This window comes from Oleiphilus sp. HI0117 (assembly GCF_001635235.1).
The window spans coordinates 1-2,860 of sequence record NZ_LWGA01000700.1 but is presented as its reverse complement, the minus strand read 5'-3'; the positions used below and the strand labels follow the sequence as shown (position 1 = coordinate 2,860).

Below are 2,860 nucleotides of genomic sequence, written 5' to 3'. Positions count from 1 at the left end.
AGCTAAAAATCTTATGGAAGAGAAAATGCCATTCACCACCAACATGAAAATTGATAGCACAACTAGAAAGAACACTCCGAAAACAACTCCTCCCAAGAAATTGATTTGAGTCATTTCCATGCTGTAGATAGCGTAGTTATCAATCCAGGGTGAACTATCTTGATGTTTACGGCTACTGGAACTAAGAAGCATGCTGCACATAGGCATATAAAAGCGGCAATTTGTTTATGTTTTTCAGTTAATTTCATGTTATTCCCTTTTTGTTGATTAGACCTTATATATAAAGGTTGTTTGGGGCTGACTTTCTAATATTCAAGGTGGATTATCTCCACAAACACCTAAAGAATAGATACTGTGCTAGAGTATTTTCTTAAATACCTACAAGAATAAGGGGCAGTTCAATGAAAGTGGTTGTCTACGCACGCTATTCAACAGACAAGCAAAGTGAATCATCAATAGATGATCAAATTCGTTTGTGTAATGTAAGGATAGATTTCGAAAACTGGCAACTACTCAATGCATACAGGGACGAAGGTGTATCTGGCTCTGTTCCTGTGGCTAAACAAATTGCCGCTTTTATATGCCTATGTGCAGCATGCTTCTTAGTTCCAGTAGCCGTAAACATCAAGATAGTTCACCCTGGATTGATAACTACGCTATCTACAGCATGGGAAATGACTCAAATCAATTTCTTGGGAGGAGTTGTTTTCGGAGTGTTCTTTCTAGTTGTGCTATCAATTTTCATGTTGGTGGTGAATGGCATTTTCTCTTCCATAAGATTTTTAGCTGGGTATGGTAGCGAGTCTTTCTATGAGTTCATTTGGCGCATAACTAGATCAAGATTCAACTTTTAGCGAATAGTCCTTATATTAGCCTAGGGCGTGACAGCGCTAGGCTAATACATTGAAAATCAATCGATTCAGTTCAATCTATAAGATTCATAGCGATTTGATTTAGACGTCGCGTAAATTTCGGTTCCCACCTTATTTATTTCAATCTCACCCAAAAAGCCCATTAAGCAGCGCCTCACTTTGCTAATATCCTTTTCCATTGAGTGCGGCAAACCATTAACCTTATTCTCATAGAGCCTTTTCACTTCTTTGTATTTAGGAAGCTCTATGTCTTTCTGCTCTTGAGATAGTTCTGCTTTAATTTGAGACTTCTCAGTTTCAACAGACTCTAGTTGAGCAAGCAAAGAATCAGAACTTCCCATCTTTCCAATTGCTTCGACATACCTATCAATCTTCTTATTTATTTCCTCAAGCCTTTTTGACAAGCTAGCTCTGTCTGATCCTTGATTATTTAAACTCTTATGAATCTCCTTGGTTGTTTTGTCATAAACCAAGTTTATTAATTCATCACTCAGCAAGCCCCTTTTAAAATCTGACAATAAATTCCGTTCGGCCTTCTTTCTGCTCACATTTACACCGTCACATATTGAAGAGCCTCTGTTCATACGGCTTGAACATCCATATGAATGGGAACCAACGGCCACAACTGAACCACCACACTTACCGCACGTCATTAGACCACCCAACAACGATCGAACACGACCACCTTTACCTTTTATTCCGCATTTATATCGTGATTCTTTAAATCGAAGCCTAACTTTCGCCCATAATTCGTCAGAGACGATGCGTAAATCCTCTCGCTCATTAACGCTCCACTCTGATTCCGGTCTCTCTATACGAACCTTCTTTCCGGTATCATAATCCAAGCGCCACTGAGCTCTATTCCATATATATCGTCCTCGGTAACGCTCATTATTCAATATACCTGAACCCTTCTTAGGGCTACCATACAAAGCAGAAGCACTCCAACTACTCCCCCTTGGGCTCTTAATCTTCATCTCATTCAACTCATACACAATACTCTGGCAGGAGCGACCGCTGGCAAACTCTTTGAATATCCATATCACCCATTTAGCAGCTTCTGGATTAATCTCAGTATTCGAACCATGTTCGGTTCTAATATTCCGATACCCAAATGGCGCTGCACCAACAGAAAACCCTCTTGCGACCTGACCTGACATTCCTCGATGTGTTTTCTTACCTAAATCACGCAAATACTGCTCGCTCATTGCACCATGCATTACTCGCTTAATATATCGACCAGAATCCTCGGTATCATAACCTTCATTGACAGCTATCACTCGAATACCGAGCAATTCCAATTTATTGATTGTTTTTTCCTGGTCGGCAAGGTTTCTAGTGAAACGATCCAACGCTTCAATAACTATCACGTCAAAGCAGCCTGATTTTGCATCTTGAATCAATTGACCTGCGGCAAGTCGGTATTGAGTTGGAACGGACCCACGGCATTCACCATCTTGATAGTTTCTAGTGAGCTCAAGACCATTTTCATTCATCCATTTCTTACAAATACGCTCTTGATCAGCTAATGAAGTTGGGTTTTGCTTATCGCTAGAGTAGCGAGTATAAATAGCAGCTCTCATAGACCAGCCTCCGCTTCACTCTGATCCTTAATTATTTCGTGAGCTATCTGAACAGCAATGATCTCAGCTAAATCTTCAACAGAGATAAAGTCGGAATTATAGTCAGAGTTATTCATGATAACCCTCCAGCTCAATCTGATGAGAGAGTCTAGCTACTAGATGTGTAGTTTGAAATTTATGAATAATCTGACTTTGGCGAGACTGCAATTCAGCATCGTCACCTAGCCACTCTTTAGAATGGATACGCATATGTGTCACCTTTATTGTTTTTATTATGTTTGACGGTTCAAATACTACTTAACAAAAAAAACAAGTCAACAGATTTGTTTATTTATCAATAACTTAGTATACGATTATCGCACACACTTATTACCCAACAGACTGTTCTTGACTTATATAAGCTCA

The 2,860-nt window shown here is 39.5% G+C and carries 3 protein-coding genes; 1 reads left to right on the top strand and 2 read right to left on the bottom strand.

The window, feature by feature from the left end; translation table 11 throughout:
- Positions 1-401 precede the first annotated feature (401 nt).
- Positions 402-854: a recombinase family protein gene (locus tag A3757_RS10115; protein ID WP_068739550.1), complete on the top strand. Its 453-nt coding sequence runs from the start codon at positions 402-404 to the stop codon at positions 852-854.
- Positions 855-919: 65 nt separating this feature from the next.
- On the opposite strand, the gene A3757_RS10110 is transcribed toward A3757_RS10115, so the two are convergent.
- On the bottom strand, positions 920-2,455 hold the full coding sequence (locus tag A3757_RS10110) for a recombinase family protein (protein WP_068739548.1): 1,536 nt from the start codon (positions 2,453-2,455) through the stop codon (positions 920-922).
- A gap of 108 nt (positions 2,456-2,563) precedes the next feature.
- Complete coding sequence (locus tag A3757_RS25705; RefSeq protein WP_156492062.1) at positions 2,564-2,704, bottom strand: hypothetical protein; 141 nt, start codon at positions 2,702-2,704, stop codon at positions 2,564-2,566.
- Positions 2,705-2,860 lie beyond the last annotated feature (156 nt).

What these genes read in the sequence shown, in the direction of transcription:
- A3757_RS10110 (WP_068739548.1), bottom strand. Translation starts at nt 2,455, where the DNA reads ATGAGAGCTGCTATTTATACTCGCTACTCTAGCGATAAGCAAAACCCA.
- A3757_RS10115 (WP_068739550.1), top strand. Translation starts at nt 402, where the DNA reads ATGAAAGTGGTTGTCTACGCACGCTATTCAACAGACAAGCAAAGTGAA.
- A3757_RS25705 (WP_156492062.1), bottom strand. Translation starts at nt 2,704, where the DNA reads ATGCGTATCCATTCTAAAGAGTGGCTAGGTGACGATGCTGAATTGCAG.